25 protein-coding genes are annotated in these 26957 nt (G+C 75.2%); 15 read left to right on the top strand and 10 right to left on the bottom strand.

The features are described from left to right. Window positions 1–256: 256 nt before the first annotated feature. Window positions 257–1426, top strand: coding sequence for an exonuclease SbcCD subunit D (locus ACW14Y_RS32070; protein ID WP_380312136.1), 1170 nt, complete (start codon window positions 257–259; stop codon window positions 1424–1426). Next, window positions 1423–4578 (top strand): AAA family ATPase, encoded by a 3156-nt coding sequence (locus ACW14Y_RS32065; RefSeq protein WP_456984384.1) that lies wholly within the window; start codon window positions 1423–1425, stop codon window positions 4576–4578. Before ACW14Y_RS32070 ends, ACW14Y_RS32065 begins: the two co-directional genes overlap by 4 nt. A gap of 69 nt (window positions 4579–4647) precedes the next feature. Here the strand turns inward: ACW14Y_RS32065 and ACW14Y_RS32060 are convergent, their stop codons facing one another. After that, window positions 4648–4917 (bottom strand): hypothetical protein, encoded by a 270-nt coding sequence (locus tag ACW14Y_RS32060; protein WP_456988429.1) that lies wholly within the window; start codon window positions 4915–4917, stop codon window positions 4648–4650. A gap of 84 nt (window positions 4918–5001) precedes the next feature. On the opposite strand from ACW14Y_RS32060, the gene ACW14Y_RS32055 reads away from it, so the two are divergent. Next, on the top strand, window positions 5002–5700 hold the full coding sequence (locus ACW14Y_RS32055) for a DUF1990 family protein (RefSeq protein WP_456984383.1): 699 nt from the start codon (window positions 5002–5004) through the stop codon (window positions 5698–5700). A 12-nt stretch (window positions 5701–5712) separates the two neighbouring features. Here the strand turns inward: ACW14Y_RS32055 and ACW14Y_RS32050 are convergent, their stop codons facing one another. The 3 genes from ACW14Y_RS32050 to ACW14Y_RS32040 all read right to left on the bottom strand — a co-directional run bounded on the left by ACW14Y_RS32050 (window position 5713) and on the right by ACW14Y_RS32040 (window position 7277). Next, entirely contained in the window at window positions 5713–6126 is a 414-nt protein-coding gene (locus ACW14Y_RS32050; protein ID WP_456984381.1) for a GNAT family N-acetyltransferase, read from the bottom strand. Between the two features lie 165 nt (window positions 6127–6291). Further along, entirely contained in the window at window positions 6292–6765 is a 474-nt protein-coding gene (locus ACW14Y_RS32045) for a YjbQ family protein (RefSeq protein WP_380300372.1), read from the bottom strand. A gap of 242 nt (window positions 6766–7007) precedes the next feature. Beyond that, window positions 7008–7277, bottom strand: coding sequence for a hypothetical protein (locus ACW14Y_RS32040; protein WP_266273535.1), 270 nt, complete (start codon window positions 7275–7277; stop codon window positions 7008–7010). Between the two features lie 897 nt (window positions 7278–8174). Here ACW14Y_RS32040 and ACW14Y_RS32035 point away from each other — a divergent pair. Next, a complete protein-coding gene (locus ACW14Y_RS32035; RefSeq protein ID WP_380437023.1) occupies window positions 8175–10385 on the top strand; it encodes a bifunctional glycosyltransferase/CDP-glycerol:glycerophosphate glycerophosphotransferase in 2211 nt (736 codons plus the stop codon). A gap of 157 nt (window positions 10386–10542) precedes the next feature. Here ACW14Y_RS32035 and ACW14Y_RS32030 read toward each other — a convergent pair whose 3' ends face one another. After that, window positions 10543–10755 (bottom strand): EF-hand domain-containing protein, encoded by a 213-nt coding sequence (locus tag ACW14Y_RS32030; protein ID WP_266273537.1) that lies wholly within the window; start codon window positions 10753–10755, stop codon window positions 10543–10545. Between the two features lie 216 nt (window positions 10756–10971). On the opposite strand from ACW14Y_RS32030, the gene ACW14Y_RS32025 reads away from it, so the two are divergent. Continuing rightward, complete coding sequence (locus tag ACW14Y_RS32025; RefSeq protein WP_380300369.1) at window positions 10972–11640, top strand: lysophospholipid acyltransferase family protein; 669 nt, start codon at window positions 10972–10974, stop codon at window positions 11638–11640. Between the two features lie 54 nt (window positions 11641–11694). Here the strand turns inward: ACW14Y_RS32025 and ACW14Y_RS32020 are convergent, their stop codons facing one another. Together ACW14Y_RS32020 and ACW14Y_RS32015 are read right to left on the bottom strand one after the other, a co-directional pair. Continuing rightward, window positions 11695–13509, bottom strand: a complete 1815-nt coding sequence (locus ACW14Y_RS32020; protein WP_380388884.1) for an ABC transporter ATP-binding protein — start codon at window positions 13507–13509, stop codon at window positions 11695–11697. 196 nt (window positions 13510–13705) lie between these two features. Continuing rightward, entirely contained in the window at window positions 13706–14479 is a 774-nt protein-coding gene (locus ACW14Y_RS32015; RefSeq protein WP_380300368.1) for an SDR family NAD(P)-dependent oxidoreductase, read from the bottom strand. Window positions 14480–14655: 176 nt separating this feature from the next. On the opposite strand from ACW14Y_RS32015, the gene ACW14Y_RS32010 reads away from it, so the two are divergent. The 4 genes from ACW14Y_RS32010 to ACW14Y_RS31995 all read left to right on the top strand — a co-directional run bounded on the left by ACW14Y_RS32010 (window position 14656) and on the right by ACW14Y_RS31995 (window position 17928). After that, entirely contained in the window at window positions 14656–14847 is a 192-nt protein-coding gene (locus tag ACW14Y_RS32010; RefSeq protein ID WP_340632386.1) for a hypothetical protein, read from the top strand. Window positions 14848–15033: 186 nt separating this feature from the next. Continuing rightward, entirely contained in the window at window positions 15034–15837 is an 804-nt protein-coding gene (locus ACW14Y_RS32005; RefSeq protein ID WP_380300367.1) for a hypothetical protein, read from the top strand. Next, a complete protein-coding gene (locus ACW14Y_RS32000; RefSeq protein ID WP_045938018.1) occupies window positions 15834–16772 on the top strand; it encodes a DUF6895 family protein in 939 nt (312 codons plus the stop codon). The genes ACW14Y_RS32005 and ACW14Y_RS32000 overlap by 4 nt, the downstream gene beginning before the upstream one ends. Window positions 16773–16779: 7 nt before the next feature. Then, window positions 16780–17928: a serine hydrolase domain-containing protein gene (locus ACW14Y_RS31995; RefSeq protein ID WP_456984379.1), complete on the top strand. Its 1149-nt coding sequence runs from the start codon at window positions 16780–16782 to the stop codon at window positions 17926–17928. A gap of 173 nt (window positions 17929–18101) precedes the next feature. Here the strand turns inward: ACW14Y_RS31995 and ACW14Y_RS31990 are convergent, their stop codons facing one another. From ACW14Y_RS31990 to ACW14Y_RS31980, 3 genes are read right to left on the bottom strand one after another with little or no spacing between them, the layout of a single operon-like run. Further along, the gene (locus ACW14Y_RS31990) at window positions 18102–19040 is read right to left on the bottom strand and encodes an SDR family oxidoreductase (RefSeq protein WP_456984377.1); all 939 of its coding nucleotides are present in this window, start codon (window positions 19038–19040) and stop codon (window positions 18102–18104) included. After that, complete coding sequence (locus ACW14Y_RS31985; protein WP_380300364.1) at window positions 19037–20020, bottom strand: alpha/beta fold hydrolase; 984 nt, start codon at window positions 20018–20020, stop codon at window positions 19037–19039. The genes ACW14Y_RS31990 and ACW14Y_RS31985 overlap by 4 nt, the downstream gene beginning before the upstream one ends. Beyond that, a complete protein-coding gene (locus ACW14Y_RS31980; RefSeq protein WP_456984376.1) occupies window positions 20017–21771 on the bottom strand; it encodes a flavin-containing monooxygenase in 1755 nt (584 codons plus the stop codon). Before ACW14Y_RS31980 ends, ACW14Y_RS31985 begins: the two co-directional genes overlap by 4 nt. A gap of 202 nt (window positions 21772–21973) precedes the next feature. On the opposite strand from ACW14Y_RS31980, the gene ACW14Y_RS31975 reads away from it, so the two are divergent. From ACW14Y_RS31975 to ACW14Y_RS31950, 6 genes are all read left to right on the top strand, one after another. After that, the gene (locus tag ACW14Y_RS31975) at window positions 21974–22750 is read left to right on the top strand and encodes a MerR family transcriptional regulator (protein WP_380300362.1); all 777 of its coding nucleotides are present in this window, start codon (window positions 21974–21976) and stop codon (window positions 22748–22750) included. 80 nt (window positions 22751–22830) lie between these two features. After that, on the top strand, window positions 22831–23877 hold the full coding sequence (locus ACW14Y_RS31970) for an ABC transporter substrate-binding protein (RefSeq protein ID WP_380437033.1): 1047 nt from the start codon (window positions 22831–22833) through the stop codon (window positions 23875–23877). 242 nt (window positions 23878–24119) lie between these two features. After that, on the top strand, window positions 24120–24500 hold the full coding sequence (locus ACW14Y_RS31965) for a type VII secretion target (RefSeq protein ID WP_380388899.1): 381 nt from the start codon (window positions 24120–24122) through the stop codon (window positions 24498–24500). Beyond that, window positions 24497–26056, top strand: coding sequence for a hypothetical protein (locus ACW14Y_RS31960; RefSeq protein WP_456984374.1), 1560 nt, complete (start codon window positions 24497–24499; stop codon window positions 26054–26056). Before ACW14Y_RS31965 ends, ACW14Y_RS31960 begins: the two co-directional genes overlap by 4 nt. Beyond that, window positions 26053–26442: a hypothetical protein gene (locus ACW14Y_RS31955; RefSeq protein ID WP_380300358.1), complete on the top strand. Its 390-nt coding sequence runs from the start codon at window positions 26053–26055 to the stop codon at window positions 26440–26442. The genes ACW14Y_RS31960 and ACW14Y_RS31955 overlap by 4 nt, the downstream gene beginning before the upstream one ends. Beyond that, complete coding sequence (locus ACW14Y_RS31950) at window positions 26439–26936, top strand: hypothetical protein (RefSeq protein ID WP_456984372.1); 498 nt, start codon at window positions 26439–26441, stop codon at window positions 26934–26936. Before ACW14Y_RS31955 ends, ACW14Y_RS31950 begins: the two co-directional genes overlap by 4 nt. The last annotated feature ends 21 nt before the right edge of the window (window positions 26937–26957 follow it).

The raw sequence follows: 26957 nt of genomic DNA, 5'->3' as shown, positions 1-26957 counted from the left end.
CCCGCTCCTGCTCCCGGCCCTGCTCCTGCTCCCTGCCCCGCTCCTGCATCCGCTCGCGCACGGTCGTCTCCCTCCGTCGTCGCCACTCCCGCACCGGCCCCACGAGCCCCTCGGCTCCCGGCGAACGCGACGGTACACACCGTCACTGACAATCGACCCGGAGTGATGCCCCGGAGGCCCCGCGGACGGCCCGGGGCCGACCGGCGACTCCCGTTCCGGCCCGGCTTGTCGGTGGCGCCCGTTATGGTCGGGAACCATGCGACTCCTGCATACCTCCGACTGGCATCTCGGGCGCTCGTTCCACCGGGAGAGCCTGCACGACGCCCAGCGCGCCTTCCTGGACCACCTCGTGGCGGTGGTCCGGGACGAGCGCGTCGACGCCGTGCTGGTCGCCGGCGACGTGTACGACCGCGCGCTGCCGGGCCTGGAGGCGGTGGCGCTGTTCGACGACGTGCTGCACCGGCTGGCCGACCTCGGCGTGCCGACGGTGTTCATCAGCGGCAACCACGACTCGGCCCGCCGCCTCGGCGTCGGCGCGGGCCTCATCGGCCGGGCCGGGGTCCACCTGAGGACGGACCCGGGCGAGTGCGCCGAGCCCGTGCTGCTGGCCGACGCGCACGGACCGGTCGCCGTCTACGGGCTGCCCTACCTGGAGCCCACCCTGGTCCGGGAGCGCTTCGGGCTGGCCCGCGGCGGGCACGCCGCCGTGCTCGGCGCGGCGATGGACCAGGTCAGGGCCGACCTCGCGGCCCGCCCGGCCGGCACCCGCGCGGTCGTCCTGGCCCACGCGTTCGTCACCGGCGGCGAGCCCAGCGACAGCGAGCGCGACATCGCGGTGGGCGGGGTCGCGGCCGTACCCGCCTCGGTCTTCGACGGCGTGCACTACGCCGCGCTCGGCCATCTGCACGGCTGCCAGACCCTGGCCCCGCACCTGCGCTACAGCGGCTCCCCGCTCGCCTACTCCTTCTCCGAGCACGAGCAGCGCAAGAGCATGTGGCTGGTCGACCTCGCGGCGGACGGCACGGTCGCCGCCGAGCGGGTGCCCTGCCCGGCCCCGCGGCGGCTGGCCCGGCTGCGCGGCCGGCTCGACGAGCTGCTCACCGACGAGCGCCACACCGCCGACGAGGAGGCCTGGGTGCAGGTCACCCTCACCGACCCGAGCCGCCCCACCGAGCCGATGGAGCGGCTGCGCCGCCGCTTCCCGCACACCCTCCAGCTGCTGTTCGACCCGGAGGAGAGCACCGCCGCCGCCTCCCCCTCCTACGCGGCCCGGGTCAGCGGCCGGACGGACCTGGAGATCGCCGAGGGCTTCCTGCGGCACGTCCGCCCCGGCGCCGACCCCGACCCGGACGAGCTGGGCTGGCTGCGCGAGGGCTTCGAGCGCGTCCGGGAGACCACCGACCGGAAGGCGGAGCAGCCCCGATGAGACTCCACCGGCTGACCGTGACCGCCTTCGGCCCCTTCGCCGGCGCCGAGACGGTCGACTTCGACGCGCTGGCCGCCGGCGGCCTGTTCCTGCTGCGCGGCGCCACCGGAGCGGGCAAGAGCAGCGTGCTGGACGCGGTCTGCTACGCCCTCTACGGCGAGGTGCCCGGCACCCGGCGCGCCAACCGGCTGCGCAGCGACCACGCCGAGCCCGACCGGCTGACCGAGGTCCGGCTGGAGCTGACGCTCGGCGGCCGCCGGCTGGAGATCGTCCGGATCCCCGAGCAGCCCCGGCCGAAGAAGGTCGGCACGGGCATGACCGTCGAGAGGGCCCAGACCCTGCTGCGCGAGTGGTCGGCGGACGGCGCGGGCACCGGCGCGGGCGGCCCCGGCTGGCGGGCGGTGAGCAAGTCGCACCAGGAGGCCGGCGAGGAGATCCACCGGCTGATCGGGATGAGCCGGGACCAGTTCTGCCAGGTGGTGCTGCTGCCGCAGGGGGACTTCGCGCGCTTCCTGCGGGCCGACTCGGAGGAGCGCGGCAAGCTGCTGCGCCGACTGTTCGACACCGAGCGGTTCCAGTCCGTCGAGGCCTGGCTCGCGGAGCAGCGCCGGGCCCACGAGGCCGCCGTCCTGACCGGGCGCCGCCGGCTGCGGGACTTGGCCAGCAAGGCCGAGCAGGCGGCCGGGCCGGGCGCCGAGCCCGCCGAGGGCCCGGTGGCGGCCGAGGACGAGGCGGCGCCGAGCGCGGCGGCGGACGCCGGGCTCACCGCGGCGGTGCTGGGCTGGGCCGCGGTGCTGCGCGGCGGCGCGGCCGAGCGGCTGACCGTCGCCGAGGCCGCGCTGGCCGGCGCGGAGGAGGCGCACCTCGCGGCGCAGCGGGCCCGGGAGGCCGCCGAGCAGCGGGCCGACCGGCAGGAGCGGCACCGGCAGGCGGTGCGGGAGGCGGCCCGGCTGGCCGAGGACGAGCCCGCCCGCGCGGCGGACCGGCGGCGGCTGACGGCGGCGCAGGCGGCGGTCGGCGTCGAGTCGGTGCTGCACCTGCGGGAGCGCGCGGCGGCCGCGTACCGGCAGGCCCGGGAGGAGGAGCACCGGCACCGGGCGGTGCTCGCCGAGGTCGCGACCGGGCGGACCGGCCGTGAGCTCCTCGGCGGCGACCGCCCCGACGGCAGCGGCCCCGGGGACGGCGGTGAGCGCGGCGACGGACCGGTCGGCACCGGCCGGGCGCTGGCGCACGCCGAGGCCGAGGAGCTGGCCGGGGCCGAACGGCGGCTGCGCGAGGAGATCGGCCGGCTGGAGGCGGCCGGGGCGGACGAGCGGCAGTGCGCCGAGCTGGCCCACGCCCGGACGGCGCTGACCTCGGACCTGCGGCGCGCCGAGGACCTCGCCGAGGAGGCGGGCGAGTGGCTGGCCGAGTTCGACGCCCGGCACACCGCCCTGAAGGAGGAGGAGTCCGCCGCCCGGGAGGCCGCCGCGCTGGTCGAGCGGCTGGACGCCCGGCGCGCTGAGCTGACCGTCCGGCTGTCCGCCGCGCGGGCCCGGGACGCGCTGGACGGCGAGGTCGGCCGGGCCGGGCCGCGCGCCCTCGCCCTGCGCGCGGAGGCGCTGGACGCCCGCCAGTACGGCCTGGAGCTCCGTGAGCGCCGGCTCGCCGGGATGGCCGCCGAGCTGGCCTCGGGCCTGAGCGCCGGCGAGCCCTGCCGGGTCTGCGGCTCGGCGGAGCACCCGGCCCCGGCGCGCCCGGTCGGCGAGCCGGTCCGGGCCGAGGACGAGGAGCGGGCCCGGCGGGCCCAGACGGCCGCCGAGCAGGCCGCCGACGCGGCCGAGCAGGAGCTCGCCGGGCTCCGGGTGCGCCGGGCGGCGGCAGCCGGCGCGGCCGGCGAGGAGGCCGCCGACTCCCTGGCCGGGATGCTCGGCGGGCTGGGGGCGGAGCACCGGGAGGCGGTCCGGGTCGCGGAGCGGCTCGGTGCGGTCGTCCGCGCGGTCGAGCGGCTCACTGAGGAGCAGACCGCCCGCCGCACGGCGCTCTCCGACGCCCGGGAGCGGAGCGCCGAGCTCGCGGCCCAGGCCCGCGCCCTGCACACCGAGCAGGAGAAGCTGACCGCCCGGGTGGCGGCGGCCCGCGGCGATGCGCCGTCGGTGGCGGCCCGGGCGGCCGCGCTCGACCGCCTCGCCTCGGCGGTGGCCGCGCTGGCCGGCGCCGCCCGGGCCGCCACCGAGGCGGCGCACCAGCTCAAGCAGGCGGACGACGAGCTGGCCGAGGCCGCGGTGGCGGCCGGGTTCGCGAGCGCGCAGGACGCCGTCGCCGTCCTGCTGCCGCGGGCCGAGCGGGACGCCCTGGAGCAGCGGATCGACCGGCACCGGGCCGAGTTCGCCGCAGTGGAGCGGCGGCTCGCCGAACCCGAACTGGTCGCGGCGGCCGCCCTGCCGCCGGCCGACCTGCCGGGCGCCCGGAGCGGGCTCGGCGCCGCCACCGACCGGTTGCGGGCGGCGCACGCGGCGCGGGACGCGGCCCGGCTGCGCTGCGAGGCCCTCGCCGCCATCGGACGGCAGCTGGCCGAGCTGGCCCGCTCGCTGGCCCCGGAGCTGACCAGGTACGCGCGGATCAGCCGGCTGGCCGCGCTCGCGGCGGGCACCTCGACCGACAACCGGCTCCGGATGCGCCTGGAGTCGTACGTCCTGGCGGCACGGCTGGAGCAGGTGGCGGCCGCGGCGAGCGACCGGCTGGTCCGGATGTCCGGCGGCCGGTACACGCTCGTCCACAGCGACGACCGGGGCGGCGGCAACAAGCGCTCGGGGCTGGCGCTGCGGGTGGTGGACGCCTGGACGGGCACCGAGCGCGACACCGCGACGCTCTCCGGCGGCGAGAGCTTCTTCGCCTCGCTCGCCCTGGCCCTCGGTCTGGCGGACGTGGTCACCGACGAGGCCGGGGGCATGCCGCTGGACACCCTGTTCATCGACGAAGGATTCGGCAGCCTCGACGAGCACACCCTGGAGGAGGTGATGGACGTCCTGGACGGGTTGCGCGAGCGGGACCGCGCGGTCGGCATCGTCAGCCACGTCGCCGATCTGCGCAGCCGGATCCCGGCCCAGCTCATGGTCCGCAAGGGCCGGCACGGCTCCACCCTGGCGCCGGCGGGACGGGAGGACTCGTGACACCGAGGGGCGCCTGACCCGGGCGCCGTCGGACCGGGGCGGTCCCGACGGCCGACCGGTCCGCCCGCCTCAGCCGGAGCAGGCGATCCGCTGGGCCTGCTGCCAGGCGCAGACGGGGCAGAGGGTGCTGCCCGGGTGGTCGGCGGGCAGTTCGGTCGGCTCGCCGCACAGCACGCAGTCCGCGCGCGGGCCGGTCGAACCGGGGTCGGGCAGCAGGGCCGCCTCCGCGCCGCTCGGGGAGAGCTCGCAGACCTGCTCCGCCGCCACCGGGGTACTCACGAGGCCCGGGACGTCCTGGGTACCGGGGGCGACCGTGTCCTGCCTGGCTGTTTCGCTCATGCCGCCTCTCTACTCCCCGGACCGGGCGGGGCGCAAGGCGGTCCCGGGCGGGGCCGGGCCGGGAGCCGTCGATACGGTGGCCGTATGCCCGAATCTCCCGGTCACGAGGTGCCCCGCGCCGTCCCCGCCGTCCCCTCACCGGTGGCCCCGGTCCCGCCGGTCCGCTCCGCCCCGACCGGGTCCGCCCTGGAGCGGAGGCTGAGCGCCGCCCGGGCCACCGAACCCGACTACCGCGAGGTGGGCGCCACCGCGGACGACCGGCTGCCGGAGGGCTACAAACATCTGCGGCGGCGGGTCCATCTCGGGCACGGTCCGGAGGTCCTGGCCCGGGCCGGCCGCTTCGTCCTCGGCTGGGGCTGCCAGCTGGGCACCGGGTTCGCCGTGTTCCCGTACGCGCCCGCCGAGCCCGGGGCGACCGTGCTCCTGCGGCTCCGCCTGCCCGGCAGCCGCTGGCCCCGGCTGGTGATCCCGTGCCGGGTGGTCTGGACGGTGGACGAGCCGGACCGGATCGGCTTCGCCTACGGGACGCTGCCGGGGCACCCGGAGTGCGGCGAGGAGGCGTTCCTGGTGTCGATGGACGCGGCGGGCGAGGTGTGGTTCGAGGTCGTCGCCTTCGCCCGGCTCACCGCCTGGTACGCGCGGCTCGGCCGCCCGGTCGCCGTGCTCTGCCAGTACCTGGCGATCGAACGGTACCTCGCCTCCGTGGTGCGGGCCGCCGCCGACCCCGGAACCGGCGCACCGTCGCCGGACGGCGCACCGCCGCCGGGTGCGCCCACTGCCTGAACCGCCGTCCGCTCAGAGCCGCATGAGCCCGGCGGCGGTCGGCCGGAATCCGCACTCGCTGTAGAAGGACTCCAGGTGCGGCTCGTAGTCGACGTGCAGCCACTCGGCACCGTGCGTCCTCGCCTCGTCCGCGGCCGCCCGCACCAGCCGCATCCCGAGCCCCTGTCGGCGCTCGTCCGGATGCACGGTCGTGTCCAGGACGAAGGCGTGCGCGCCGCCGTCGCCGACGACGTTGACGAATCCGACCAGCCGGTCCCCCCGACGTGCCGCGATCCAGGTCAGACTGCGGGACAGGATCGGGGCGAAGGAGGTCGGGCTGTGGGCCGGCCACGACGCGCCGAACAACTCGTTGAGCTCGGCATCCGTCAGTTCCGGACGCACCACCAACACCGCGTCGCCGGCCTGCGAGACATCACTGATCACCATGCGAAACAGCCTGCCATGCGTCCACGACCGTGATCACCCCTTCCACGACCACGTGCGGAGCGGCACTGCCGCCCGGCCCCCGCGGGGTCGACGCCCCCGGGGTCGCCTCCGGGGCCGGGCGGCGGGGCCGGGGCCGGGCGGCGGGGCCGGGGCCGGGCGGCGGGCTCAGCCCAGGAAGGAGAGCCGGAGCGTGCGGTGCGGGTTGTCGCCGTTGGTGTCGACCAGCACCACCGACTGCCAGATGCCCAGGGCGAGTTGCCCGTCGATCACCGGCAGGGTGGCGTGCGGGGCCACCAGCGCGGGGACGACGTGGTCGCGGCCGTGGCCGGGGCTGCCGTGCCGGTGGCGCCAGCGGTCGTCGGCCGGCAGGAGGTCGCGCAGGGTGGCGAGGAAATCCTCGTCGCTGCCGGAACCGGTCTCCAGGACGGCGATCCCGGCCGTGGCGTGCGGGACGAAGACGTTGAGCAGGCCGTCCCGTCCGACGGCGTGCCGGTCGAGGAACCGGACGCAGCGGTCGGTGATGTCGAGCGCGACCTCGTGGCTTCCGGTGGTGATGTCGAAGGTCTCGGTCCGGAAGGACGAGGAGGTGGGAGTGGAGGTGGAGTGGGACGTGGTTCGGGAGTGGGTGTGGTCCGCCATGGCGCCATCCTGTCCCACGGCCGGGGGTGCACCGGCAAGCCTCGCCGACTCCCGGCGCCGGAGGGGCCGGTCGTCATAGGCTGAGAGGTTCAGACCAAAGATGACATCCGCGGACCGTCACGGACCGCGGATGATCAGTTGTGCTCGCAGAGGAGCTGCCCGTACCGGCACCGGTCGGACAGCGGGAACGCCGAAGACCCGACGGTCGTCAGGATCCGTCGGGTCGGTGCGCACCGGTCGGCTCAGCCGCGGCTGCCGAAGAGCCCCCGTCGCAGCCGGCGCAGCGGCGCCAGCAGCTTCACCCGCGTGTGGCGGCGCGGCGGCGCGGTCGGGGCGCCGACGCCGCGCGGCGTCAGTTCCCTTATCAACCCGAGCGCCTCGGCGGTGTCCACCGCCGGGAGCGCGGGCGCGCCGAGCACAGCCAGGTGCCGCTCGATCCGGCGGCCGGTCGCGCCGACGCCGCACTGGATCGCGGGCACCCGAGGCCGGGGCCGCACTTGCATGTGTTCCATCAGTTTTCCCACCCCTACGAGGCGCCAGGGCCGTGAGGCGAAGACTATCCGTGACAGACGGCCTTCGCGCAACCGTCCTGGTGTTCTGCAACCGTACCGTGCTGCGTCAACTGACACCGCACCAGGGCCCACCCGACCGATCACGACTGAGCATCAATGATGGTGCACGACCGGCGCCACGTCACCGGTTCTTCGGGTCGCACACCCGGCGCCCGCCGTGACGGTGTACGCCCGGCGCACGGGGTCACCACTTCTTCACCCGCCGTGGCCACCCGGCGGCCACCGCACCGCCTTCTCGCCATCACCCGCGGGAGGGCCCCGGTCCACCGGGGAGGAGGTACGACTATCCGTTTAGGAAGTGAACACAGTCGGGGGATTGACGCCGGAGTCGGCTCCAAGCAATATCTCTATCGACCACGCGGGCGCGAGCATCACCGCCCCCCGTGTTCGACTGATGAAGATTCCGGCTCCCCCGTGCCTACTGCCAGGCCGCCTCGACGCTGCGGTGGCCAGGTTCGGGAGGTGCTCGGACCGGCGGCCGGCCGTAGAGGGTCGGCCGGGCCGCCACCAGGCTGCCGGTGCCACCCCGTGCGGGGTCCGGCACCGGCGGCTCCGGCTCCGCAGCCCTCGGCCGTGACCGCCCCGGCCGTGACCACCGCGACCGTGATCGCCCCGGCCGCGACACCCCTGGCGCTCGCCCCGGCCGCGCCCGCCCGAGCCTCGCCCGCCCCGGGACCGTCCCGATCGGCTCCCCCGAGCCGCCCCGCCCCGGGACCGCGCACCCCCGGGACAGCGCCCCCGGGACCGCATACACCCCGCCCACCAGCGGCGCCGCCGCACCGGCCGCCCGCACCCGTCCTCCGCCGTCCTCCACCGCGCTCGGTAGACTCGGCCAGCGTGCCAGTCCTCCTCAGCATCGTGCTCCCCGTCCACGGGGTGGAGCGCTTCCTGCCCCGCTGCCTCGACTCCCTCCTGGCGGACACCCCGTCCTCCGAGTCCCGCTTCGAGGTGATCGCGGTCGACGACCGCTCCCCCGACCGCAGCGGCGCGATCCTGGACGAGTACGCGGCCCGCGATCCGCGCCTGCGCGTCCTCCACCTCGCCGAGAACCAGGGCCTCGGCGGCGCCCGCACCGCCGCCCTCCCCGAGGTGCGCGGCGGGTACGTCTGGTTCGTCGACAGCGACGACTGGGTGCCCGAGGGCACGGTGACCGCCCTCCTCGACGAGCTCACCGGCGAGCTGGAGCGCGAGCGGCGCGGCGAGGCGCCCGCCGACGTCCTGCTGACCGACTTCGTCCACGTCTACCCCGACGGCGGGACCGAGCCCAACCCCTGGCGGCACGTGCTGACCGGGTCCCCGCTGGTCGCGGGGGCTACGCTGGCCGAGCACCCGGCCGTGTTCAAGACGGTGATGTCGGTCTGGAACAAGGTGTTCCGCCGGGAGTTCCTGCTCGGGCTCGGCGTCTCCTTCGGCCGCGGCTTCTACGAGGACATCTCCGTCACCTATCCCGCGCTGCTCGCCGCCGAGCGGCTGCGCTACCTCGACCGCCCCTGCTACTTCTACCGGCGCGGCCGGGCCGGGGCGATCACCAGCACCGCCTCCGCCAAGCACGCCGACGCCTTCGCCCAGTACGACGCGATCTTCGCCTTCCTGGACCGGTCCGACCGGCCCGGCCGCCCCGTCCCCGGGACGCTGCGGACCCTGGTCTTCGAGCGGACCGTGCAGCAGGCGCTCACCGTCTACGACACCCCCGGACTGGTCCCGGTCGGCCTGCGGCCGGAGTTCTTCCGGCGGATCGCCGAGCACTTCACCCGGCACCGCCCGGCGGGCTACCGCTTCCCCGGGGGCGTGCGCGGCGTGCAGTACCGGCTCGCGGCCCGGGGCTCCCGGCGCGCGTACGCGGAACTGCGCCGCACCGGCCGACTGCCGCGCGAACTCAAGCGCGGGGCGCGGGCGGTGGCACCGGCCCTGAAGAAGGGGGTGCGCAGCAGCGCCCGGTTCACCGCGTACAACACCTTCCGCCGGATGCCGTTGAACCCGAACCTGGCGGTGTACGCCGCGTACTGGCACCGGGGGTACGCGTGCAGCCCGGCCGCGATCTACGAGAAGGCGAAGGAGCTCGCGCCGGGGATCCACGGGGTCTGGGTGGTGGAGAACCGCGCGCAGGCGGCGACGCTGCCGGACGGTGTGCCGTACGTCATCGTCAACACCCCGGCGTACCTGCGGACGATGGCCACCGCCAAGTACTTCGTGAACAACGTCAACTTCCCCCGGACCATGGTGAAGCGGCCCGGCACGGTGCACGTCCAGACCCAGCACGGCACGCCGCTGAAGGCGATGGGCATGGACCTCAGGGACCACCCGGTGGCCGCCGACGGGATGGACTTCGACCGGCTCCAGGAGGCGATCGACCGCTGGGACTTCCTCGTCTCCTCCAACCCCCACACCAGTGAGCACTTCGCCCGGGCCTTCCCCGGCCGCTACGAGATGCTGGACACCGGGTACCCGCGCAACGACCGGCTGGCCGACGCGACGCCGGCCGGCACGGCGGCGATGCGCGAACGGTTCGGGCTGGCGCCGGGGCGCACCGCCGTGCTGTACGCGCCCACCCACCGGGAGGCGCGCGGCGGTTACGTGCCGCTGCTGGACGTCCGGGAGCTGGCCCGGCGGCTGGGGCCGGAGTTCACGCTGCTGGTCCGCACCCACTACTTCCACACCGGCGGCCCGGGCGACCTGACGGCGGACGAGGACGCGGCGGAGATCCTGGACGTGTCGGCGCACCCGACGGTGGAGGACCTCTACCTGGCGGCCGACGTCCTGGTGACGGACTACTCGTCGATGATGTTCGACTACGCCGTGCTGGACCGGCCGATCGTGGTCTTCGCGCCGGACTGGGAGGAGTACAAGCGCGACCGGGGGGTCTACTTCGACCTGTTCGAGCAGCCGCCGGGCGCGCTGACGACGGATCCGGAGGGGCTGGCGGCGGCGCTGCTGGCCGGTGACCCGGAGCCGGTGGCGCGGGCGGACTTCCGCAAGCGGTTCTGCCCCTGGGACGACGGCGGGGCGGCGGAGCGCGTGGTCCGCCGGGTGTTCCCGACCACCGGCTGAGGGCACGGCGGCACGACAAGCACCGGCACGACCGGCACAGCGGCCACGGCGGGCACGACCGGCAGGACCGGCAGGACCGGCACAACGTGCGACAACGCGAGGACGGGGCCCCGGAAACGATCCGGGACCCCGTCCGGGCCGGTCGGCCCCTGCCTCGTCAGCCCTGGCGCGCGGCCAGGAACTCGTCGAAGGTCAGCTCGCCGTCGTGGTTGGTGTCCATCCCCTTGATGATGGCCTCGGCCACCGCGACCGAGGTGGTGAGGTCGCCGAGCTCGCGCGCGACGAGGGCGTACTCGACGGCGGTGATCCGGCCGTTGCCGTTCCGGTCGAACTTGTCGAACGCCGCGCGGATGTCGTCGACGTCTGCCATGGGGGCCTCCTGGGACCGAATCAACTGCTGATGTGCATTTCCGACGGCGGTACCCTACCCGGCCGTGGTGAGCGCCACTGCGGGCGGGAGTGGACGGGCTCGGGGGTGGGTGTCGTAGTCTGCGGGTCTGAATCCCGGCCCGGCCGGGGAAACGAACGCCGCTCGTCGTACCCCAGGCCCGGGCACCTCTCGGGCATGCTCGTCCAGGGAGGGACCATGCTCGATCTCGTCACCAGGCTGGTGCTGAAACCGCTCGCCCGGGGGATCTGGCGGCCCACCATCGAGGGTATGGAGAACGTGCCGCGCAAGGGCGGCGTCATCCTCGCCAGCAACCACCTCTCCTTCATCGACAGCGTGGTCATCCCGCTCACCGCGCCGCGCCGGGTGCACTTCCTGGCCAAGGCCGAGTACTTCACCGGCAAGGGCCTCAAGGGCGCGCTGTCCCGGGGCTTCTTCCAGGGCATCGGCGCGGTGCCGGTCGAGCGCGGCACCTACCGGTCCGCCCAGGCCTCGCTGGAGTCGGCGCTGGAGATCCTGGAGGACGGCAAGGCGTTCGGCATCTACCCCGAGGGCACCCGTTCGCTGGACGGCCGGCTCTACCGCGGCAAGACCGGCGTGGCCTGGCTGGCGCTGACCGCCGGTGTCCCGGTGGTGCCGGTGGCGCTGGAGGGTCCGGAAGGGATCCTGCCGGTCGGCAAGCGGCTGCCGCGCCTCAAGAAGGTGACGGTCCGTTTCGGGGAGCCGCTGCACTTCGACGAGCTGCACGGCCAGGCGCGTTCCCTCAAGGCCCGCCGCCAGGTCACGGACGAGGTGATGGCGGCGATCCAGCAGCTCTCCGGCCAGGAGCTCGTGGGGTCGTACAACGAGGTCCCCAAGGCCGCCTGAGCCCGGCGGCCCCGCCCCTCCTGCCCTCCGCCCCCGACCGGCCCCCGCCCCCGCTCAGGGAGCGACGGCCGCGACCGGGGCCTCCCGGCGGAGCAGCGCCGCGTACCGGCCGTCCGCCGCCAGCAGCTCTTCGTGGGTGCCGAGCTCGGCGACCTCGCCGCGCTCCAGGACGGCGATCTGGTCGGCCCCGCGCACGGTGGAGAGCCGGTGCGCGATGGTGATCGTGGTGCGGCCCTCCGCGAGGGTGTCGATGGCCTCCTGGACGGCGCGTTCGGTGCTGTTGTCCAGCGCGCTGGTGGCCTCGTCGAGGATCAGCACGGGCGGGTTGCGCAGGATGGTGCGGGCCAGCGCGAGGCGCTGCTTCTCCCCTCCCGAGAAGCGGTAGCCGCGCTCGCCGACCAGGGTGTCGTAGCCGTCCGGCAGCGCGGCGACGGTGTCGTGGATCCGCGCGGCCCGGGCCGCGGCGACGAGTTCCTCGTCGGTGGCGTCCGGCTTGGCGAAGCGCAGGTTGTCGCCGACCGAGGCGTGGAAGAGGTAGGTCTCCTGGGAGACCACACCCACCGCGCGGGACAGGGTCTCGAAGGACAGCTCGCGGACGTCGACGCCGTCGATGGTGACCCGGCCGCCGGTGACGTCGTAGAGCCGGGGCACCAGGTAACTGAGCGTGGTCTTGCCGGAGCCGGTCTCGCCGACCACCGCGAGCGAGCCGCCCGCCGGGATCCGCAGCCCGACCCCGCCGAGGGTGGGCCGCTCCTGCTCCGGGTCGTAGCGGAAGTCGACGCCCTCGAAGCGGACCTCGCCGCGGATCTCGCCGAGGGTGACGGGGTGCTCGGGCTCGTCGATCTCCACGGTCAGGTCGAGGTACTCGAAGATCCGCTGGAACAGCGCGAGCGAGGTCTGCACGGCGACACCGGTGGCCAGCAGGCTGATGGTCGGGCGGAACAGGCCCTGCTGGAGCGAGACGAAGGCGACCAGGGTGCCGACCGAGACGATCGGCGCGCCGCCGGCGGCGGTCATGCCGGCCGCCCAGTAGATCACCGCGGGCATCGCGGCCATCACGATCTGGATGGTGTTCATCCGCCAGCGGCCGGCCATCGAGGCGCGGACCTCCAGGTCGGCCAGCCGGTCGGACTGGCCGGTGAACTCGCGGGCGAGCGAGTCGGTGCGGCCCATGGTGCGGCCGAGCAGGATGCCGCTGACCGACAGCGACTCCTGGACCGCCGAGCTCATCGCGGCGAGCTGCTTCTGCCGCTCCCCGGTGATCTTCTTGCGCTCGTTGCCGACCCGGCGGCTGATCCAGACGAACACCGGCAGGAGCACCAGCGAGACGACGGTGAGCCGCCAGTCCAGCGCCACCATGGCGACCACCGAGGCGACCACGGCGGTGAAGTTGGAGACCAGCGAGGTGGCGGTGGAGGTCACCGTGGACTGCATGCCGCCGATGTCGTTGGCGATCCGGGACTGCACCTCACCGGTGCGGGTGCGGGTGAAGAAGGCCAGCGACATCCGCTGGAGGTGGCCGTAGACGGCGGTGCGCAGGTCGTGCATGACCCGCTGGCCGACGGTGGTGGAGATCAGCGTCTGGAGCACGCCGAAGACGCTGTTGACCACGGCGGTGGCGACCATGCCGAGCACCAGGACGGTCAGCAGGCCGGTGCGGCCCTGCGGGATCGCGGTGTCCAGCACGGCGCGGAGCAGGAACGGCGTGGTCACCGAGACCACGGCGGAAGCGGCCACCAGGAGGCCGACGACGGCGAGGCGGCCCCGGTAGGGGCGGAACAGCGCGAGTATGCGCCGCCACTGGGTGGGCGGGCGCGGGTCGTTCTCGGCGCGGGCGGGCGGGGTCCACTGGATGCCTTCGGGGCGCACGGTGGGGCAGCCTCCCTCGGAAGGCCGCGGGGGCGCGGCGCCCGGGGGCGCACGCCGGCGGCGGGTGGGCGGTCGGGCGATCGCCAGCATAACGAGAGAGGCTCATAGTTAGCAAAGCTAATAGTGAGATGGCCTCCGCTGTGCCGCTCGGAACCCCCGACCGCCGCACCCGCCCCCGGGGGCGGCGCCGGCCGCCTCAGTCGGTCCGGTACGTCCGGGCCGCCTTGGAGGAGACGCCACCGAGCCTGCCGGACGGCAGCACCCGCGCGATCGCCACCGCCGCCTTGTAGCGCTTGCTCGGCACCGACACCGAACGCCCCCGGGCCAGGTCGCGCATGGCCTCCTCGACCACGCGCTCGGCCGACAGCCAGCCCCAGGACGGGATGTTCCCGGTGCCCATACCGGCCCGCTCGTGGAACTCGGTGTGCGTGAAGCCCGGGCAGAGCGCCATCAGCCGCACCCCGGTACCGCCGAGGTCCCGCATCACGCCCTGGGTGAAGCTGACCACCCAGGCCTTGCTCGCGCCGTAGGTGCCGCGCGGCAGGAAGGCCGCCACCGAGGCGACGTTGACGACCGCGCCGCGCCCGCGCTCGCGCATCCCCGGCAGGGCGGCCGTGGTCAGCCGCAGCACCGCCTCGATGTGCACCTTCAGCATGTCCAGCTCGTCCTGCAGCGGCACGGTGGCGAAGGCGCCGCGGTTGCCGAAGCCGGCGTTGTTCACCAGCAGGTCCACCGGGCGGGCATCGTCGGACAGCCGGGCCTCGACGTCGGCGATGCCCTGGTCGGTGGAGAGATCGGCGGTGAGCACCTCCACCTCCACGCCGAACCTCCCCCGCAGGTCCGCGGCGGAGCCCTCCAGCCGCGCGGTGTCCCGGGCCACCAGGACGAGTCCGTAGCCGCTCCGCGCGAGGCGGCGGGCGAAGGCGGCTCCGATGCCGGCGGTCGCGCCGGTGATCAAGGCAGTGGTCATGCAGCGACCGTACCTACTCCCGAGTACCGGCGACAGCGCTGTGCGGCAGCGCGGTACCTCTTCGTGACGACCGTCACGGACAGTACCGCGGTGGCGCCTGACCGTTCGTGCTCGTATCGTCGTTCGAGGGGGGGCGTCGCCGGGCCTGGCGATGTACTTCGATGAGGAGGCACCCGATGCTTGCTCAGACCACCCGAACCACGACTCTCGCCACCCAGGGCGAGCTCGACGCACTCGGCATGTTGATCACGGAGGACGAGGCGACCGTCAGCGACGCGCCCACGTACCGTCCGGAAGCCGCCGCGCTGCTGCTGCTGGCAGGCGCGCTGCTGCTGTCCCCGAAGCCGCCGAAGGAGAAGACGCGGTAATCGGAACGGACGCTGCCGGGCGACGCGCGGAGTCCCACCGCGCCACAGCCCTCCGGTCCCGCCGCGGCCACCGGCCCGGCGGCCGGGGCGGCAGGCCAACGGCCCGGACCCCGGCGGGGCCGCCACGCGAACGCGCCGCGACCCCGTAACACCGCGAAGCCCCCCTCCAAGGAGAAGCACGCAACCATGCCGACCGCCGATCTCGCACTCCGCGACGAATACGCCGCAGCGGTGGAGCGGCTGGCGGGCCACACCCTCGACGCCCTCCGGGGCGCCGGGGGTGCGGTCGCGCCCGCGCCCGCCTTCCCCGGTACCGGCCCCGTGCCGCGTCCGGTCCTCGCCGCCGCCCGGGTGCTCGGGCCGGACGTCCTCGCACCGCAGGCGCTGGGTGCGACCGGGCCCGACGAGCAGGCCGTCCTGCTGCTCGCGGAGGCCCACCGGGCCTTCCCCCCGTCCGCCTTCCCGGCCCCCGCCAGCACTCCCCCGGCCTCCGCCGACGAGGAACGGGCCGCCGGCGCCGCCCTGGTCACCGCGTGGCGGGACTGGGGCACCGCCGTCCTGCTGGCCCGCGCACTCGGGCCCGCCGCCGACGCCCCGCTCCCCGGGGCGACGGGCGAGGACACCGGTCCGGGCGCACCGCGACCCGGCCACGCCCCGCACCCGGAGCCGTACGCCTGGCAGCCCTGGTCGGTGCGGATGGCCCAGCTCTCCGCGCTCGCCCTGCCCGGCCTCGACGGGCCCGTCCACGACGCCGCCCGCGAGCACCGCCTCGCCCTGGCCCGCGGCGCCGTCCGCTCCCTCCTGCGCTGCGACCATCGCGTCGCCGCGCGCCTGACCCGCTGGCTCGCCTGGCTCGCCGCCGACGGCCGCGAACTGCCGCTGGAGGTCGAACCCATGCTGGAGCGGATCCGCTCCGTCGGCGACGGCAGCGCCCGCACCGCGCTCGAACTCGCGGTCGCGGAGCACCTGCTGACCGGAGGGACGTCATGACCGACCACCGGATCCTCGCCACCGCACAGCAGTTGGGCTCCCGGGCGATGTCCTGGCTGCACACCTGCCACGAACGCGGCTTCGGCCGGCTGCCCGACGACGTCACCATCGACCTGGCAGACCCCAACAACGCCTACAAGCCGCTCGCCGAGTCCGCGCTCGCCGCCTCGCTCGTCCTGCGCGACGGCGTCACCGGACCGGAGGACGCCCGGATCGCCCGTGAGCTCCTGGACTTCGGCTGGTCCCAGCTGCGCGAGGGCAACCTCCTCTACGAGCGGCTGCTGCGCTACCCGGTGATGACCGACCCGCTGGAGACCTACGTCCACTTCGCCCGGTCCGGCTACCGGCACGCCGCGCTGGAGGAGCTGCTGGAATCGCTCACCAAGGTGCGCGGGATCCAGGCCATCGAGATGATGCCCAACCGGCGGCTGGCCCTCGCCAACGCCCGCCGGGTGATCGGGCTGCGCAACCAGCCCGACGACTGGCCCGCCCTCACCGCCAGGACCTGGCTCGGCGCCACCCCCGAGCCCTGGGCGATCGACTGGCTGACCGGCTACCACATCACCCACGCCGTCTTCCATCTCACCGACTGGGGCGCGCAGCCGGAGAGCATGCCCGAGCCGATGCGCGACTACGTCCGCAACTGGCTGCCGGTCTGGGTCGACACCTGGCTGGAGGTCGGCCAGTGGGACCTCGTCGGCGAGCTGCTGGTGGTGGACTCCTGCATCGGGGAGCCGGTCACCGGCGCCCAGGGCTGGGAGGCGCTCGCCGCCATCCAGCGCGAGGACGGGCTGATCCCCCGGGAGAGCGCGGAACCGGTCTCGGACGACCCCGAGCAGGCGTTCCGGGACCACGAGCACACGGCCGTGGTCGCCGTGGTCGCGGGCACCGTCACGCTCTCCCGCGCGCTCGGCGGCGCGGCGGTCCCGGCGTGAGGACGCGATGAGCACGACGGTGGCGGGGACGACGGGGACGGGAACGGGAACGGGAGCGGGGACGGGAGCGGAGGGCGTCGCGGAAGCCGGGGGCACCGGACCGGGTACGCCAGGGGCGGAGCAGCTCGCCGGACTCGTGCTCGCCGCCGGGCCGCACGCCACCGCCGTGACCCTGGCGGTGGCGCGCGGCGGGCGCTCCGCCGTGCACTGCCACGGGCGGACCGCCCGGGACGGCGGGCCCTGCACCCCCGACACCGGCTACGAACTCGGCTCCGTCACCAAGAACTTCACCGCCCTGCTGCTGGCCGAGCTGGCGGCGCGCGGCGAGGTCGCCCCGGACGACCCGGTGCAGCGCCACCTCCCGGCCGGCCGCCGGCCTCCGGACGTCCGGCGCGGCGGACCGATCCGGCTGATCCACCTGGCCACCCACACCTCCGGCCTGCCGGGGCTGCCGCCGGGCCTGCTGGCGAGCGCCGTCCCCGCCTGGAACCGCAACCCCTACGCCTCCTTCGACGAGCAGCGGTTCTGGGCGGCGCTGGCCCGAACCACCGTGCGCCGCCCGCCCGGTGAGGTGTACTGGTACTCCAACTACGGGGTGGGTCTGCTCGGCTGGCTGCTCGCCGAGGCGGGCGGCGGCCCCGACTACGCCGGGCTGCTCGACGAGCGGATCGGCCGCCCGCTCGGACTGACGACCCTCAGCTGTTCCCCCGACGCGCCGCAGCTCGCGACCGGCCACCACCTGGGGCGGCCGCTCCCGCCGTGGCGCATCCCCGCCCTCCCGGGCGCGGGCGCCGTCCGGGCCGGGGGCGCGGACCTGCTGCGCTTCCTGCGCGCCCATCTGGAACCGCCGGACGGCGGCCCGCTCGGCACCGCGCTGCGGGAGGTGCGGCGGCCCCGGTTGCGGCTGCCGCGCTCCGGCACCGAGATCTGCCTGGTCTGGAACCACCGGCGCGCCCCGGACGATCGCGACCTGTTCTTCCACTCCGGCGGGACGCGCGGCTTCACGGCGTTCGTGGGCTTCTGCCCGCAGACCGCCACCGCCGTCGCCGCGCTCACCAACACCGGCCCCACGGTGCGGTCCTCCTTCACCCAGACCGCCTACGACACCTTCAAGCGACTCGCCCGGCCGGACGGGGGGACCGCGGGAAGCGACTGACGGTCGCCGGTCGACGGCGGACGGCGGACGGCGGACGGCGGACGGCGGACGGCGGACGGCGGACGGCGGACGGCGGACGGCGGACGGCGGACGGCCGGTGGATCCGGGAGATCCACCGGCCGTCGTCGGGCCGCCCACGTCCGGCGCGGGCGCCCGGCCGTCAGTCCCGGCCGTCAGTCCCGCTCGGACCGGCCCGAACGCCCGGCCTGGTCGGCCCGGTCGGCATGGTCGGACCGGGCGGCGGTGTCGGCCGCGCCGCCCGCGCCGACCGGCCGCAGGCGGGAGGCGGCGGTGGCGGCGAGCTGGGGCGCCAGCCTGGCCACGTCGCGCGAACCGACCGCGGCGATCAGCGACGGCAGGGCCCAGCGGACCGGCTGCATCCCGCGCAGCCACGCCTGGGCGTAGACATGGGCGGAGCGCCGGGCGATCCCGGCGGCCAGGCGGTCCACCGCCGGTTCCAGCGGATAGGTCTTGTTGGCCGGCCACGGCAGCCGGGAGCGCATCTGCTTGAGCACGGTGTCCTCGTCGGCCCCGCGCACCATGTCGGTGTCGGTCCAACTCAGGTATCCGACACCGACCTTGACACCCTGGTGGGCCACCTCGGCCCGGATCGCGTGGGCGAACGCCTCGACGCCCGACTTGCTCGCGCAGTACGCGCTCATCAGCGGCGCCGGGGTCAGCGCGGCCAGCGAGGCGATCTGCAGGAGGTAGCCGCGGCTCTCGGCGAGGAGGGGCAGGAAGGCCCGGGCGGTGGCCACGCTGCCGAGCAGGTTGACCTCGATCACCCGGCTGAACGCCCGGTGGTCGCTGTCCAGCAGCGGGCCGCCGAGGGCGATGCCGGCGTTGGCGACGACGGTGTCGATCCGGCCGTAGTGCGCCTCGATCCGCCCGGCGAGGCCGGTGAGCGCCTCGACGTCGGTGACGTCGGCCTCCCAGGCGGTGGCGTCCGGGCCGCAGGACGCGGCGACGGCCTTCAGCTCCTCCGGCTCCAGGCCGACCAGCGCGACCTTGGCGCCGCGGCGGGCGAGGTTGCGGGACAGCGCGGCGCCGACGCCGCGCGCGGCTCCGGTGACGACGACGACCTGGGCGGAGAGCGGTGGGGTGGCGGTCATGCGGCGGCGGTCCTCTCGGGGTCGGCGGTGGCGGCGTGCAGGTCGGTACCGGGGTCCTCGGCGCGGCGGGCCGGGAGGTGGGCGGTCGCCATCCGGTCGATCTCGGCGGCGACCTCGGCCGGCCGCTCCAGCGGAGCCATGTGGCCGACCCCGGGCAGCAGGAGCAGCCCCTGCGGATCGGCGAGCGCGGCGACCATGCGGTGCGCGTGCACCGGCGGGGTGAGCCGGTCCTCGGCGCCGACCACGACGGCCGTCGGCACGGTGAGGCGGGCCAGCCCGGGGCGGACGTCCAGCCGGTCCAGCACCCGCGCCCAGTTGGCGCGGACCCCGGTCGGGCAGGCGTGCGCCATCCGGACGGCCACCTCGGTGCGCTCGGCGGGCGCGTCCGCGCCCATGATCGCGTACTTGAGCCCGGCCCGGCTGACCGGACCGACCGGCCCGAGCGGCAGCCGGGACCGCAGCACCTGCCGGTGCAGGAAGCGGCGCAGCCCCGGCGGTCGCACCGCGTCCGGGACGATCCGCACCTCGGTGAGGAGGTCGGACGGCCCGGTGGAGATCAGGACGGCGGCGGCCGTCCGCCCGGCGACCTCGGGGCGGGCGGCACCCGCCATGATGGTCATGCCGCCCATGCTGTGCCCGGCCAGGACCGCCCGCTCGCCCTCCGGCACCACCCGGGTGAGCACCGCGGCGAGGTCCTCGGCCAGCGCGCGGGTGGAGTAGCGGGCCCGGCTCGACGGGATCTCGCTCCGGCCGTGGCCCCGCTGGTCGTAGACCACCACCCGGTACCGGTCGGCGAGCCGGTGGACCACCGGCGCCCAGAAGTGGGTCGTGCAGGTCCAGCCGTGCGCGAGGACGACGGTGGGCGCCCCGGGCTGTCCGTGGACCTCGACGTGCAGCCGGGTGCCGTCGGCCGAGCGGACGGCCAACTCCTCGGCGGGAACCGGCTGGAGGCAGTCGGCGGGGATCGGACGGCGGCTCATGCCATGACCTCCTCGGTCCCGGTGGCGGCCGCGGGCGGCCCGGCCGGCGCGGACGACTCGGACAGTACGGACGGCTCGGACAGTGCGGACGGCTCCGACGGCTCCGACGGCTCCGACGGCTCGAACGGTACGGGCGGCGCGGCCCGGTCGTCGCGGCGGAGGATCAGCTCGTACTCGGTGAGGTCCACCTTGCGGGTGGCCCGGCGGAACGAGGTGGTCGAACCCGGCCAGAGCACCGTGTTCTTGCCGCTCTTGTCCAGGTACCAGCTGCGGCAGCCGCCGGTGCTCCAGACCGTGCGGTCCATCCGGTGCTGGAGTTCGAGGTTCCAGCGCCGCTGCGCCCGGGCGGTGGGCTGCATCGCGGTCGCGCCGATCTCGTCGAGCCTGGTCAGCGCGTCGATCAGGTAGTTGAGCTGGGACTCGATCATCAGGATCATCGAGCTGTTGCCGAGCCCGGTGTTGGGGCCGATGACGAAGAAGAAGTTCGGGAAGCCGTGCACGGTGGACCCGCGCAGCGCCTCCATGCCCTCCTTCCACTTCTCGGCGAAGCTCGTGCCGTCGGCCCCGAACACCCGGGAGCCCATCGGCATGTCGGTGACGTGGAAGCCGGTGCCGAAGACGATGGCGTCCACCTCGTGCTCGCTGCCGTCGGCGGCGACCAGGGTCGAGCCACGCACCTCGCGCAGTCCGGCGGGGACCACCTCGGTGTTGGCGGCGGCGAGCGCCGGGTAGTAGGTGTTGCTGAGCAGGATCCGCTTGCAGCCGATCCGGTAGTCCGGGGTGAGTTTGGCGCGCAGGGCCGGGTCGGCGACGCCGTCGGCGAGGTGGCGTTCGGCGAGGCGCTGGACCAGCTTGAGCAGGCCGGGCCGTCGGACGAACGCGTCCACCTGGAGCTCGCGCAGGGCGAACAGCGTGCCCCGGCGGGCCTTCGCGGTGATCGGGAAGCGGCTGTGCAGCCGCTTCTCCAGCTCGGTGATCGCCCGGTCCCGGCGCGGCAGGACCCAGGCCGGGGTGCGCTGGAAGACCGTCAGCTTCCCCACCTGCGGCTGGATCGCCGGGACGATCTGGGCGGCGGAGGCGCCGGTGCCGACCATCGCCACGCGCTTGCCGGCGAGTGCGAAGTCGTGGTCCCAGCGGGAGGAGTGGAACACCTTGCCGGGGAAGGAGTCCAGGCCCGGCAGGTCGGGGATCTGCGGGTCCGCGAGCGGTCCGGCGGCGGCCACCAGGGCGTCGGCGGTCCAGCGGCCGGCCGTGGTGGTGATCCGCCAGCGGGTCCGCTCGACGTCCCAACGGGCCTCGGTGACCTCGGTGTTGAAGCGCAGGTGGGGGCGGAGGCCGAAGACGTCGGCGACCTTCTCCAGGTAGGCGCGGATGTCCGGCTGGCCGGAGAAGCTGCGCGGCCAGTCCGGGTTGGGGGCGAAGGAGAAGGAGTAGAGGTGCGAGGGGACGTCGCAGGCGCAGCCGGGGTAGCTGTTGTCGCGCCAGGTGCCGCCGACCGAGTCGGCGCGCTCCAGGACGACGAAGTCGGTGATGCCGGCCCGGCGCAGCCGGACGCCGGCGCCGAGGCCGCCGAAGCCGGAGCCGATGACGGCGACCCGGACGTGCGGGACCGCTTCCGGCTCGACCGCTTCCCGCTCGGCGGCTTCCGACGCCACGGCGTCCGGCTCCACGGCCTCGGGCGCGGTGCGCGACTGGTCCTGGTCGGTCGCCCCGGAGGCTCGGGGGCGGGGGCGCTTGGTGCTGGATGCCATGCGGCGTCCTCCTGGGGGTGGGGGACCGTGGGGCGCACGTCGCCGCCGCTGGGGGTCGTCCGACAACTCCCGCCGCGCGGCTCGGATCACGCCAACCATGCCAGCAATCACTGGCACGGTTGGCAGAGTAGCCCTTGTTGACACTTGATGGAAGAAGCCCGACCGCTCCGTTCGGAGCAGCGCCCGCCCTATGCTGAGCGCCGTGGACAAGGTCGAAGCCGCCCCCGAGGTCGGACAACGCGAGTTCCGGGTGGAGGAGCTGGCCGAAGCGGCCGGGATCACCACCCGGACCCTGCGCTTCTACCGCGAGCGGAAGCTGCTCCAGCCGCCCCGCAAGGAGGGACGGATCGCCTGGTACGGGGAGTCCCACCTGTCCCGGCTGCGGATGATCGCCGAGCTGCTGGAACGCGGCCACACCCTCGGCGGCATCACCGAACTCATCCGGGCCGGCGAGAGCGGGCGGGACGTCGCCGACCTCATCGGCCTGGAGGCGGCGCTCGTCGCGCCCTGGTCCGACGAGACCGCGGTCCATCTCGACTGGGACGAGCTGAAGACGGCCTTCGGCGACCAGCTCACCGAGGAGAACACCGCCGAGTCCATCGACCAGGGCTTCATCACGGTCGAGGAGGACGGGATCACCCACGTCAGCCGCCGCCTGATGGACGCCACCACGGCACTGGTGGCGGAGGGGGTACCGCTGTCGGTGGTCCTGGCGGCGAGCCGGCGGACCCAGGAGCACGTGACGGCGATAGCCGAGATCTTCACCGCCCTGGTGCGCGAGCACGTGCTCGGCGCGCTGTCCGCCGAGACCCCGCTGCCGCCCGGCGAGGCCGCCCGGCTGACGGAGCAGATCCTGCGGATCCGCCCGCTCGCCCGTACGGTCACCGACGCCCAGTTCGCCCTGGCCATGGACCGCCGGGTGCACGCCGAGTACGACGAGCTGCTGCGGCAGCGGCTGGAGCACCGGGAGGGCGACTGAGGGTCGCGCAGGCGTAACGATCCGTGCCACCGGGCAGGGATCAGCCGCCCCGCCGCCTGCCGCCGGAACGGAGTCGCCCGATGCCCGACGCCCCCGCCCACCGCCGTTCGACCCCCGCCCCCGCCCTCCCCGCCCCGACCCGTCGCGGGCTGCTCGCGCTGGCCGCGGGACTGGCCGCCGGCGCGGCGCTCACCGCCTGCGGGTCCGACGGCCCGGCCGCGGCCGACGGGTCGGGCCCGACGGGAGCGGCCGGCGGCCCGGGAACCACCGGCACGACGGGAGGCCCCCGCGTGGTGCGGCACGCGCGCGGCGAGAGCACCGTCCCGCCGCGGGCCCGCCGGGTCGTCGTCCTGGACACCGACGCCCTCGACTCCGCCGTCACCCTGGGCCTCACCCCGGTCGGCGCCACCACCGTCGCCGCCGGAGCGCCGCTCTCCGCCTACCTGCCCGCCGAACGCCTCACCGGCGTCAAGGCCGTGGGCGTCATCGGCTCGCCCCAGCTGGAGGTGATCGCCGGGCTGCACCCCGACCTCGTCCTCGGCAACCAGGTCCGCGACGACAAGCGCTACGACGAACTGTCCAAGATCGCGCCGACCGTGCTGAGCAGGACCACCGGCCCGGCCTGGAAGGAGAACGTCCGGCTGCACGCCGAGGCGCTCGGGCGCCAGGCCGAGGCGGCGGCCGCCGAGCAGGCGTACCGGGCGAAGGCCGCCGAGCTGGTCGCGGCGCTCGGCGGGCCGGAGAAGGCGGCGGCGCTCAAGGTCGAGATGGCCCGCTTCCTCGCCGGGGCGCCCACCCGCCTGTACCTCAACGACACCTTCGTCGGCTCGATCCTCACCGACCTCGGTCTCGGCCGCCCGGCCAACCAGAACAAGTCCGGCTTCGCGTTGGAGATCAGCCCCGAGCAGGTCGACCAGGCCGCGGCCGATGTCGTCTTCTACTCGGTCTACGGCGACCCGGCGAAGTCCGACCACGCCAGGATCGTCGGCGGCACCCTGTGGAACAGCCTCGACGCCGTGCGCAACGGCAGGGTCCACCAGGTCGACGACAACCTCTGGATGCTCGGCATCGGCTACACCGGCGCGGGCCTGATCCTCGACGAGATGCGGCGCGACCTCGTCGGCTGACGGCCGCCCACCCGGTCCCCCCGGACGCCGAACCCCAAGAACGTGCCAAGGACCGACGGCCCGAAGCGGAGCCCGCGCGCTCCCCGCGTGAAGAAATCGCGGGGCCGGGGCGGGCGGCCGGACGGACGCGGCCCCCGGCCTGCGGCAGGCGCTAGGCTCGCCGCTCGGCTGCCGCGCGGACCACCGCGGCGCCGACCGAACCGGGCCGGCGGACGGCCCGCAGCACGGGGGGAACGACCAGGATGAGCGACGGAACAGTGCCCGGCGCGGCCGGCGGCACCGTCAACGGCTCCGGGCCGGGCGGATCGGCCGGCCCGGACGGATACCGCGTCAATGTGGCGGGCCTGAACGGCGTCGCCGAGCAGCTGGGCCGGACGGCGACCGACATCGCCGAGGCCAGGACGGCGTACGCGGGCTCGGTCTGCTACGCCTCCACCGCCTTCGGCGAGTTCGGCGTGGACCGCGCCTGGTCCTCCTTCGACAGCGCCTGGTCGAAGGAGATCGGCGTGACCCAGCGCGCACTGGAGGAGCTGTCCCAGAAGATGGCGACCACCACCGCGAACTACCGCAACACCGAGCACGCCGTCACCTCCGGCCTGGTGCCCGCCGGCGGCGGCCGGTGAGCAAGGTCAAGGATCTGGAGCACGCGCGGCACAGCATCGAGCAGTTCACGTTCATGCTGCCCAACCTGCACCTGGTGCAGGGCATCGAGGAGGCGCTCGCCGTTCCGGAGCCGCTCGGCGACCCGGCGGCGGTCCGCGCCCGGGCGCAGGACTACGCGAAGGCGGCGGCCTCCTTCGCCAAGGCCACCACCGACCTGTCCGGGGTGGCGGCCAACCAGCTGCCCTCGGTCTGGACGGGCTCGGTCGCCGAGCACGCGACCCAGGCGGTGCACGCGATGTCGGCGGAGACCACGACCTCCAAGGACACCCTCGCCGAGGCCGCCAAGGTGCTCGACACCTGGGCCAACGACCTGCAGTGGGCGAAGTCCACCGACGCCCAGGGCCGCCAGCAGCTGCACGACGCCGGTGAACGCGCCCGGCACGACCCGACCGGCTTCGACCAGGGCGCCCGGGAGACGGCGCTGGCCGGCGTCGACGCCCGGCTGGCGGCCGCGCGGCGCGCCGAGAGCTGCGGCACCGGCACCGCCGGCAAGCTCAACCAGCTCGCCGCCAAGGCCCGCGCGGCGCGCGCCGGTGACGGTTCGATCGACCCGCTGGCGGCGGTGGTGCTGGCCACCGAGAAGAACCCCGGCGCGGGCGAGGACGGCGACTACATCCTCACCCCCAACCAGCTCGACCGGGCGAACCAGGTGCTCGGGGTGATGACCGGCGCCGACCAGGCGGCGTTCCGCGCGCTGCTCTCCGGCTCCAAGTCCCCCGAGGAGTCCGCCTACCTGTGGAAGGCGCTGGCGGCCGGGCACCCGGTGGCGGACATCCAGCGCTTCGACGCGCAGATCCACCCGCACGGCGACGACCCGGCCTGGCTGGCCCAGCACCTCGTACCGGCCACGTCCACCGACGACACCCGGCGGGAGTCCTCCGACAACCTCGACGTCACCTACCAGGGGCAGCCCGTCAGCATCGACGGCTACGGCGTCTACTCGCAGCGCAACGTCAGCGACTGCGTCGCCGCCTCCACCGTCATCGCGCAGGCCAAGCTGGACCCGCTGCTGATGTTCCGGCTGACCACCGGCGGCACACCCGACACCCCCGGCGCCGACTCGCCGGAGAACTTCGGGCAGCGCCTCCAGGACGCCTACCTCGGCGAGTACCGGGACGGCCAGCGGGCCGACGGCAACAAGAAGGTCTACCCGCAGGTGGACGCCGGGCTCGGCGCCACGGCCCAGACCTACCTCGCCGACAAGGACCTCGGCCGGGCGACCGGCGCCGACTACGAACACGTCGAGCTGAAGAGCGACGAGGACCGGCGCAACGCGGTGACCCGGATCGAGAAATCCGTCGACGAGGGCCTGCCGGTGCCGATCACCGTGCGCAACGAGGACTCCGGCCACCAGATGATGATCATCGGCCGGGACGGCGACAGGCTGCAGATCTACAACCCGTGGGGCTTCACCTCCTGGGTGACGGAGGAGCAGTTCATCAACAGCCAGCTCGGCGGACTCACCCCCGGCGACCACCCGCTCAACACGTCGACCGCCCTGGAGCTGCCGAAATGACCACCGTCCGGTCCGATGCCGAGCTGGCGGACCTCGACGTGCCCGCCGCCGTCACCCGCGGCCTGCTGCTGGCCGGCGGGCCGCGCCAGGCCCTGTTCACCGAGGCGGCCATCGCCGCCGCGCACCGCGCCGAGGCGGCGGGCATCGGCCCGTACCCCCTGGGCTTCCTGGCCCGGCACGTGCGGACCGGCGGCTTCGCGGCCGCGCTCGCGCTGCCCGAGCCGGTGATCGGCGAGTCCGGCACGGCGCTCGTCCGCGACTGGCTGCGGGCCGCGGCGGCGACCGGGGCGGACGTGGGGCGCGAGCACCTGTTCGCGCGCTGGCTGGCCGAGGTCGCGGCGCTGCTCGAACTGCGCCGGGACGCGCGGGCGGGCGGTGCGGCATGAGGGGCCGGACGGTCCCCACCGCCGTAGCCGCCCTCCTCGCCGTCGGGCTGGCGGCCCTGACCGGGTGCTCGTCCGACGGCCCCGGCGGCTCCGGCGGTGGACACCCCGCCGCCCTGCTGGCCCTGCCCGCCGATCTCGACGCGGAGGCGGTGGCCGGCGGCAAGCAGCCCGCCTTCGAACCGGGCGAGGTCCACCTCGCCGTCGGCCGGACGCTCGGCATGGACGTACGGGTCGCGCCGCTGCCGCACGGCTGGCGGCTCGTCGACGGTGGCGACACCGCCCTGCTGCGCCGGGACGCCGACAGCAAGCAGAGCACCTGCGCCCCGAACACCGCAGGCTGCGGCCACACCGTCCGCCAGAGCTGGACCGCCACCGCCGCCGGGAGCACCACGCTCACCTGGCGGTATGTCGACTTCGCGACCTGCACGGAGCCGCAGAACCCGGCCTCCTGCCGGACGCTGGCCAGCAAGGAGGTCCGGGTCACCGTCGGCTGACGGGCCCCTTGCGGCCGAGGG

It is taken from the genome of Kitasatospora sp. cg17-2, from assembly GCF_054031055.1.
This window is presented reverse-complemented; position numbering and strand designations above follow the sequence as displayed.

Bases quoted from the DNA above. Each gene is read 5' to 3' on its own strand.
- ACW14Y_RS32070 (WP_380312136.1), top strand. From the start codon at position 257: ATGCGACTCCTGCATACCTCCGACTGGCATCTCGGGCGCTCGTTCCAC.
- ACW14Y_RS32065 (WP_456984384.1), top strand. From the start codon at position 1,423: ATGAGACTCCACCGGCTGACCGTGACCGCCTTCGGCCCCTTCGCCGGC.
- ACW14Y_RS32060 (WP_456988429.1), bottom strand. From the start codon at position 4,917: ATGAGCGAAACAGCCAGGCAGGACACGGTCGCCCCCGGTACCCAGGAC.
- ACW14Y_RS32055 (WP_456984383.1), top strand. From the start codon at position 5,002: ATGCCCGAATCTCCCGGTCACGAGGTGCCCCGCGCCGTCCCCGCCGTC.
- ACW14Y_RS32050 (WP_456984381.1), bottom strand. From the start codon at position 6,126: ATGGTGATCAGTGATGTCTCGCAGGCCGGCGACGCGGTGTTGGTGGTG.
- ACW14Y_RS32045 (WP_380300372.1), bottom strand. From the start codon at position 6,765: ATGGCGGACCACACCCACTCCCGAACCACGTCCCACTCCACCTCCACT.
- ACW14Y_RS32040 (WP_266273535.1), bottom strand. From the start codon at position 7,277: ATGGAACACATGCAAGTGCGGCCCCGGCCTCGGGTGCCCGCGATCCAG.
- ACW14Y_RS32030 (WP_266273537.1), bottom strand. From the start codon at position 10,755: ATGGCAGACGTCGACGACATCCGCGCGGCGTTCGACAAGTTCGACCGG.
- ACW14Y_RS32025 (WP_380300369.1), top strand. From the start codon at position 10,972: ATGCTCGATCTCGTCACCAGGCTGGTGCTGAAACCGCTCGCCCGGGGG.
- ACW14Y_RS32015 (WP_380300368.1), bottom strand. From the start codon at position 14,479: ATGACCACTGCCTTGATCACCGGCGCGACCGCCGGCATCGGAGCCGCC.
- ACW14Y_RS32010 (WP_340632386.1), top strand. From the start codon at position 14,656: ATGCTTGCTCAGACCACCCGAACCACGACTCTCGCCACCCAGGGCGAG.
- ACW14Y_RS32005 (WP_380300367.1), top strand. From the start codon at position 15,034: ATGCCGACCGCCGATCTCGCACTCCGCGACGAATACGCCGCAGCGGTG.
- ACW14Y_RS32000 (WP_045938018.1), top strand. From the start codon at position 15,834: ATGACCGACCACCGGATCCTCGCCACCGCACAGCAGTTGGGCTCCCGG.
- ACW14Y_RS31995 (WP_456984379.1), top strand. From the start codon at position 16,780: ATGAGCACGACGGTGGCGGGGACGACGGGGACGGGAACGGGAACGGGA.
- ACW14Y_RS31990 (WP_456984377.1), bottom strand. From the start codon at position 19,040: ATGACCGCCACCCCACCGCTCTCCGCCCAGGTCGTCGTCGTCACCGGA.
- ACW14Y_RS31985 (WP_380300364.1), bottom strand. From the start codon at position 20,020: ATGAGCCGCCGTCCGATCCCCGCCGACTGCCTCCAGCCGGTTCCCGCC.
- ACW14Y_RS31980 (WP_456984376.1), bottom strand. From the start codon at position 21,771: ATGGCATCCAGCACCAAGCGCCCCCGCCCCCGAGCCTCCGGGGCGACC.
- ACW14Y_RS31970 (WP_380437033.1), top strand. From the start codon at position 22,831: ATGCCCGACGCCCCCGCCCACCGCCGTTCGACCCCCGCCCCCGCCCTC.
- ACW14Y_RS31965 (WP_380388899.1), top strand. From the start codon at position 24,120: ATGAGCGACGGAACAGTGCCCGGCGCGGCCGGCGGCACCGTCAACGGC.
- ACW14Y_RS31955 (WP_380300358.1), top strand. From the start codon at position 26,053: ATGACCACCGTCCGGTCCGATGCCGAGCTGGCGGACCTCGACGTGCCC.
- ACW14Y_RS31950 (WP_456984372.1), top strand. From the start codon at position 26,439: ATGAGGGGCCGGACGGTCCCCACCGCCGTAGCCGCCCTCCTCGCCGTC.